This window comes from Halomonas sp. (assembly GCF_031581305.1).
GTDB lineage: Bacteria > Pseudomonadota > Gammaproteobacteria > Pseudomonadales > Halomonadaceae > Halomonas.
This window is the reverse complement of sequence record NZ_JAVLBC010000174.1, coordinates 1-6,830: the sequence shown is the minus strand read 5'-3', so window position 1 is coordinate 6,830 and position 6,830 is coordinate 1. Positions and strand designations below refer to the sequence as shown.

5 protein-coding genes are annotated in these 6,830 nt (G+C 65.4%); 3 read left to right on the top strand and 2 right to left on the bottom strand.

The window, feature by feature from the left end; all coding sequences use genetic code 11:
- Together RI841_RS13095 and RI841_RS13090 are read right to left on the bottom strand one after the other, a co-directional pair.
- Nucleotides 1-2,364: heavy metal translocating P-type ATPase (locus tag RI841_RS13095; RefSeq protein WP_405000944.1), on the bottom strand; the 2,364-nt coding region annotated here is incomplete at its 3' end.
- Nucleotides 2,361-2,804 (bottom strand): MerR family transcriptional regulator, encoded by a 444-nt coding sequence (locus tag RI841_RS13090; protein ID WP_310706059.1) that lies wholly within the window; start codon nt 2,802-2,804, stop codon nt 2,361-2,363. The genes RI841_RS13090 and RI841_RS13095, both read right to left, overlap by 4 nt.
- A gap of 280 nt (nt 2,805-3,084) precedes the next feature.
- Between RI841_RS13090 and RI841_RS13085 the strand changes: the two genes are divergently transcribed.
- The 3 genes from RI841_RS13085 to RI841_RS13075 form a co-directional block, all read left to right on the top strand.
- Nucleotides 3,085-4,425: an OmpP1/FadL family transporter gene (locus tag RI841_RS13085; RefSeq protein WP_310706058.1), complete on the top strand. Its 1,341-nt coding sequence runs from the start codon at nt 3,085-3,087 to the stop codon at nt 4,423-4,425.
- A gap of 426 nt (nt 4,426-4,851) precedes the next feature.
- Nucleotides 4,852-5,947 (top strand): peptide chain release factor 2 gene (gene prfB, locus RI841_RS13080; protein WP_310706060.1). Its coding sequence is split into 2 segments (ribosomal slippage): nt 4,852-4,923 and nt 4,925-5,947, totalling 1,095 coding nucleotides; the frame shifts between segments, so codons are not numbered across the junction.
- 100 nt (nt 5,948-6,047) lie between these two features.
- Nucleotides 6,048-6,830 (top strand): amino acid--tRNA ligase-related protein (locus tag RI841_RS13075; protein WP_310706057.1); only part of this gene is annotated, 783 nt, incomplete at its 3' end.

Here is a 6,830-nt window from a genome sequence, read left to right as displayed (position 1 = left end):
GACCTCGGCATGCTTGTCCTCGGGCAGGAGACCGGCGCGGAAGTCGTCGATGCCGACCTCCCGAGCGATGGCACCGGCGGTATGGGCGTTGTCGCCGGTGAGCATCACCACCTTGAGGCCATCGGCCTGCAGGCGCTTCACGGCGGCGATGGTGTCGTGGCGCAAGGGGTCGCTGATGCCGAACAGCGCGGCCAGCTGACCGTCCACGGCCAGATAGACCACGGTGCGCGCCTTCTCCTCCAGTTCGGAAGCGATCTCGCGGCCACTGGCCAGGTCGATGTCGGCTTCTTCCAGCAGGCGAGCATTGCCCAGTAGTAGCGTCTGGCCATCGGCACTGGTCGCCTTGACCCCACCCCCGGTGACGGTGTCGAAGTCCCGAATCGCGCCGGGGTCGGCCTGCCGCGCTTCAGCGTGTGCCATCAACGCAGCCGCGAGGGGGTGTTCGGAGCCACGCTCCAGGGCCGCCACCAGGCCCAGTACCTCTCGCTCGTCACCCTCGAGCACCTCAGACTCCGTCACCTCGGGCTTGCCTTCGGTGAGGGTGCCGGTCTTGTCCACGACCAGGGTGGTGAGCTTGCTGGCGGTCTGCAGGGCATCGCCGCTGCGCACCAGCACGCCGTGCTCGGCCGCCTTGCCCACGCCGATCATGGTGGAGATCGGCGTGGCCAGGCCAAGGGCGCAGGGGCAGGCGATGATCAGCACCGTGGTGGCGGTGACCAGCATGTGGATCACCCGAGGCTCGGTACCAACGTTGAACCAGGTCAGCGCGGTGATCACGGCGATGATCATTACCGAGGGCACGAAGACGCTCGACACCTGGTCGGCCAGCTGACCGATGGGCGGACGGGAGTTCTGGGCGCTGGCTACCTGCTCGGTGATCTGGCCCAGGCGGGTGTCGGCACCCACGCGGGTGGCGCGGTAGACCAGCGAGCCCTTGCCGTTGACCGTGCCGGCGTTCACCTCGTCGTCCTCGCCCTTGGACACCGGCAGGGGTTCGCCGGTGAGCATGGACTCGTCGATATGGCTCTGCCCCTCGGTCACCTTGCCGTCTACCGGCAGACGCTCGCCGGGGCGCACGCGAATGTGGTCGCCCTCGCGCACCTCGTCGATCTCGACTTCGCGCTCCTCGCCATCGCGTATCACTCTCGCGGTGCGGCTCTGCAGGTCGAGCAGTCGCTTGAGGGCATCGCTGGTCCGGCCCCGTGCTCGCAGCTCAAGGGCATTGCCCAGCAGTACCAGGCCGATGACCATCGCCGAGGCCTCGAAGTAGATGCCTCGGGCCACCTCGGGCAGCCAGGGTCCGAAGGCCACCACCGCCATGGAGTAGAGCCAGGCCGTGCCGGTGCCCATGGCGATCAGGGTATCCATGTTGGCCTGATGGTGCCGGACGTTCTTCCAGGCATTGACGAAGAAGTGGCGGCCCGGGAACACCATTACGGCCAGCGTCAACAGGCCGATCACCAGCCAGTAGAGCCGTCCGGCCCCCACGGGGTGTGGATGGTAGATGAACATGCTGGCCATCAGCGGCACGGCCAGGGCCAGCGACCAGGCGCTCCCCTTCAGGCGACGACGGAATTCCCGCTCGTCGCGCTCGGCACGGGCCTGTTCGGCCTCGCGCATGTCGACGATGGGTTCGGCACCGTAGCCTACGTCCTGCACGGCCTCGATCAGGGCATCCGGGTTGGCGCGGCCGCGCACCTGGGCGGTATGGGTGCCGAAGTTGACCTCTGCATTGACGACGCCGGGTGTACGCTCCAGGGCCTGCTGGACGCTCTTCACGCAGCTGGCGCAGGTCATGCCGCTGATCGACAGCCGCTGGGTGGTCGCGCGCGCCGCCGTCTCTTCCGCCTGCGGATCACTGCCCTGCTCGGCGGCCTCTGCGGGTGTCTCGTCAGAGGATGGGTGCTCGGGCTCCGGCTCGGGCGGTGCCTCGGCTTCTGCGTCGGCAGCGTCCGTGGGTCGAGTGGGTGGGTAGCCGGCCTGTTCCAGCAGCCGGTCCAGGGTGGTGCCCTCCAGGGCCGTCTCCACCGCCAGGCGCTTCTCGTCCGGGAAGCCGACCACCTCGGCTTCCGGGTCCTCGGCCTGGATCGCCTTGCGCATCCTGCCGACACAGCCCTGGCAGCTCATGTCCGGCACACGGCGCTCGTGGTGCCGTTGACCGACTGCTGGGTAGCCGGCCTCGACCAATGCCTTGTCCAGGTCGTCATCGGCCAGGGTGGTGGTGACCTCAAGGCGCTTCTCGGACGGGGTGCCGGTGACCTCGGCCTGCGCGTCCCGGGTCTGTATGGCCCGGCGCATCGTGGCCACGCAACCCTGGCAGTTCATGCCGGGGACCTGGCGCTCCAGGGGCTGTCTGGCGTTCATCGGGTCTCCTCGCCGGTCTCGTGGCCGGCATTGAGCGGTTCGGGAAAGCTCTCGATCAGGCGGCAGAGGCTATGGCCGTCGGGGGTGCCGTCGGGCATCTCGTCCCAGGCGGCCAGGGCCTGCTCCATGCGCGAGGCCAGGGATTGCAGCTCGCGGATCCGTTCACGGATCTGCGGCAGCCGGCTGGCCAGCAGGTCGCGCACCATGGGGCAGGGTGAGTCGCCATGGTCGGCATGGTCGAGGATGTCGCGGATCTCGGCCACGCCGAACCCCAGGGTGCGGGCGCGCTGGATGAAGCGCAGCCGGTCCAGATCATCCTGCCCGAACAACTGGTAGCCGTTGTCGGGATGGCGCTCGGGATGCAGCAGCCTCTCCCGGGTGTAGTGGCGTACGGTCTCGGCGGTGACGCCGGCGAGGCGTGCCAATTCGCTGACCTTCATGTCGGGGTCTCTCAAGGATGTCATGCGGTAAGTGTAAAACCCTTGGGTTACCCATAGGTCAAGGAGTGATGGAACCGTGCCTGCTGCGGCGAGCGCATATTATCTAAGTCGATGAAAGTTCGAAGAATGAAACGAATGTACGACCAAAGGATTAGCATTTTTTGGTTTCAAACGGCCGTTTGTGGTTGATCCCGAGTGGAAGATTCGCAAACACTGCGGTTACGCCAGAAAGGTCAACGACACGTACCCAGCATCAGCTACCCGAAAGGATGTCGAGCCCATGCACAACAAGTTCAACAAGCTCTCCCTCGCCGTGGCCCTTGCCTCCACGGCGCTGATCGCCAGCCAGGTGTCCGCTTCCGGCTTCCAGGTCCGCGAGCAGAGCGCCAAGACGCTGGCCAATGCCCTCTCCAACGCCACCGCGGGTGCCGAGGACGCCAGCTTCATGGCCTATAACCCGGCCTCCATCGGCAATATCGATGGCAACCAGGTCGTCGGCGGTGTGGCCTATATCGATGCCGACTTCGAACTCAGAGAGGCCGAAGCCAGCAGTCTCGGTGGCGTGGTTGACTATGATCGGGGTGGCTCTCGTCAGGGAGGAGAAACGGCGGTGGTCCCGGCCTTTGCGGCCAAGACGCAGCTCAATGAGCAGTTCGACCTGGGCCTGGCCATCTATGCGCCCTATGGGCTCTCCACCAAGTACGACGAGGACTGGATCGGCCGCTACCATGCCATCGAGACCGAGCTCACCACCATCGACTTCCAACCGACGCTCAACTACCGGGCATCGGATCGTCTCAACCTGGCCGTCGGCCTTCGGGCGCAATATGCGGATGCCACCTTGTCCAACGCTATCGATTTTGGCTCTGCGGCCGCACAAATGGGGGGGATGCCGAGTGTTGATGATGTGATAGGTACCGTCGAGGGTGATGACTGGGGGTATGGCTATACGCTCGGTGCTCTCTTCCAAGTCACCGAACAGACTCGCCTTGGCGCGAGTTACCGCTCCGAAATTGACCTGACGCTGGAAGGGGATACGTCTTTTCGAGGCACAACCGCATTTTCTGATGCCGCTGTTGTCGGGGAAGTGGATCCCCGCATCGTAGATCGTGGCGGCAAGGCCGAGCTGACGACTCCTGCCAGTCTCAATCTGGGGGTCTATCACCAGCTGAGCGATCGGCTGGCGCTGATGGCCAATGCCGAGTGGACCGAATGGAGCAGCTTCGATGAGCTGGTGGTCGAGTTCGAGGATGGCTCCAGCAGCCCGACGACCGAAAACTGGGACGATACCTGGGCCTTCTCGGTGGGCGCCAACTATGCGCTGACCCCGCAGTGGCTACTGCGTGCCGGCCTGGGCCTCGACGAGAGCCCGGTGCCGAGCGCCGAGTTCCGTACCCCGCGGGTGCCGGATACTGATCGCCAGTGGGCCACCCTCGGTGCCACCTGGATGCCTAGCCCGGAGCTCGGCATTACCGCCGGTTACATGCATGTCTTCGCCGATGATGGTGACATCGACCAGCAGGCGACCCCCAGCAACGAGAATGCGAGCAAGGGCAACCTCTCGGGGACCTACGAGGTCTCGGCGGATGTCTTCGCCCTCTCGGTGGACTATCGTTTCTGATCCTCCCTTCTCACGCGCCCGACCTCGAGACCCGGCTTCGGCCGGGCCCTGTCGTCATGGGCTCCCGCCGGCGTCAGGCTCCGGCTTCAGTTCGCGAAGGCGGAGCCACCAAGGTCTGGACAGCCCCCTGTGGGAGCGAACTTCAGTTCGCGAATAGCGGTGCCACCCAGGCCTGGGCAGGCACCCAGCCTGGGGCGCCTGTCGGCGCCATTCGCGCAGAAAATCTGCGCTCCCACAGCTAGCTCCGCCTCCTTCACGACAAAACGCGATGATCCACTGCGATTGCTACGCCGTCGGCGTGGGGCATGGATGCGGCGCGGCGGCACTTTCGCTACAATAGGCGCCTTTTCCGTGCCGTCGGGGCCCTGGCATCGAGCCTGCGCCCCGGCGGCCACCGTTCCATCGCAGACTCGGATGAGCCCCATGCTGGAAACCAACCCGATTCACCACCTGATCAAGGACCTGTCTGAGCGGACAGATGTCCTGAGGGGGTATCTTTGACTATGCCGAAAAGAAGGATCGGCTAGAGGAAGTCACCCGCGAACTCGAGGACCCGAACGTCTGGAGCAACCCGGACAATGCTCAGAAGCTCGGCAAGGAGCGGGCGACCCTGGAGGCGATCGTGGCCACCATCGATGATCTCGACCAGGGGCTCAGCGACAGCCGCGACCTGCTCGAACTCGCCGAGATGGAGGACGATGAGGGCACTGTCGCCGAGGTCCAGAAGGAGCTCGAGGGGCTGCAGGCCAGCCTCGAGAAGCTCGAGTTCCGGCGCATGTTCTCCGGCGAGATGGACGAGAACAACGCCTACCTGGACATCCAGGCGGGCTCCGGCGGCACCGAGGCCCAGGACTGGGCCAACATGCTGCTGCGCATGTACCTGCGCTGGGCCGAGCACCACGGCTTCAAGGCCGAGATCATCGAGGTGTCGGCGGGCGATGTGGCAGGCATCAAGTCGGCCACTGTGCACATCCAGGGCGACTACGCCTTCGGTTGGCTGCGCACTGAGACCGGGGTGCATCGCCTGGTACGCAAGAGCCCCTTTGACTCCGGCGGCCGCCGGCATACCTCCTTCGCCTCGGTCTTCCTGTCGCCGGAGGTGGATGACAGCTTCGAGGTCGAGATCAATCCCTCGGACTTGCGCACCGATACCTACCGCTCCAGCGGTGCCGGCGGGCAGCACGTCAACACCACCGACTCGGCGGTGCGCATCACCCACGAGCCCACCGGCATCGTGGTGGCCTGCCAGAGCCAGCGCAGCCAGCACGCCAACCGCGACTTCGCCATGAAGCAGCTCAAGGCGAAGCTGTGGGAACACGAGATGCAGAAGCGCAACGCGGCCAAGCAGGAGGCCGAGGACTCCAAGGCCGATATCGGCTGGGGCAGCCAGATCCGCTCCTATGTGCTGGATGACCAGCGTATCAAGGACCTGCGCACCGGTGTGCAGTCGAGCAGCTGCGACAAGGTGCTGGACGGCGATCTGGACCCGTTTATCGTCGCCAGCCTCAAGCAGGGACTGTAGCCCCGAGCTTCGAGCCACGGGCCGCGAGTGATAGCCAGCCCGCTCGTAGCCCGTAGCCCGTAGCCCGTAGCCCGTAGCTCATTCTTTAACAGGTAGCCCTATGGCCAACGAGAGCCCTTCACCGGATAGCCCGCAGAACGACGAGAACCGCCTGATCGCGGAGCGTCGTGCCAAGCTGGCCGCCCGCCGTGAGCGTGCCGCCGAGACCGGCGAAAGCGCCTTCCCCAACGATTTCCGCCGCGACAGCCTGTCGGCCGAGTTGAACGACGAGCTCGGCGACCGGGAGAAGGCTGACCTGGAAACCCTGGATCGCCGTGCCGCCGTGTCCGGGCGGATCATGCGCAAGCGCGGGCCCTTCATCGTCATCCAGGATCCGTCCGGCACGATCCAGCTTTATGTCGACAAGAAGGGGCTGCCGGTCGAGGTGCTGGAGGACGTCAAGGGCTGGGATATCGGCGATATCGTGGCGGCCCGCGGGCCGGTGCACAAGTCGGGCAAGGGTGACCTCTACGTGATGATGGTGGAGGCCAAGCTGCTCACCAAGAGCCTGCGCCCGCTGCCCGACAAGTTCCACGGCCTCACCGACATGGAGGCGCGCTACCGCCAGCGCTACGTCGACCTGATCATGAACCCCGATTCGCGCCAGGTGTTCGAGACCCGTGCCGGGGTGATCAGCGCCATGCGTCGCTTCTTCGAGGATCGCGGCTTCATGGAAGTGGAGACGCCGATGCTGCAGCCGATTCCCGGCGGTGCCACGGCACGTCCCTTCGTCACCCACCACAATGCGCTGGACATCGACATGTACCTGCGCATCGCGCCGGAGCTCTATCTCAAGCGCCTGGTGGTGGGTGGTTTCGAGCGGGTATTCGAGATCAACCGCAAC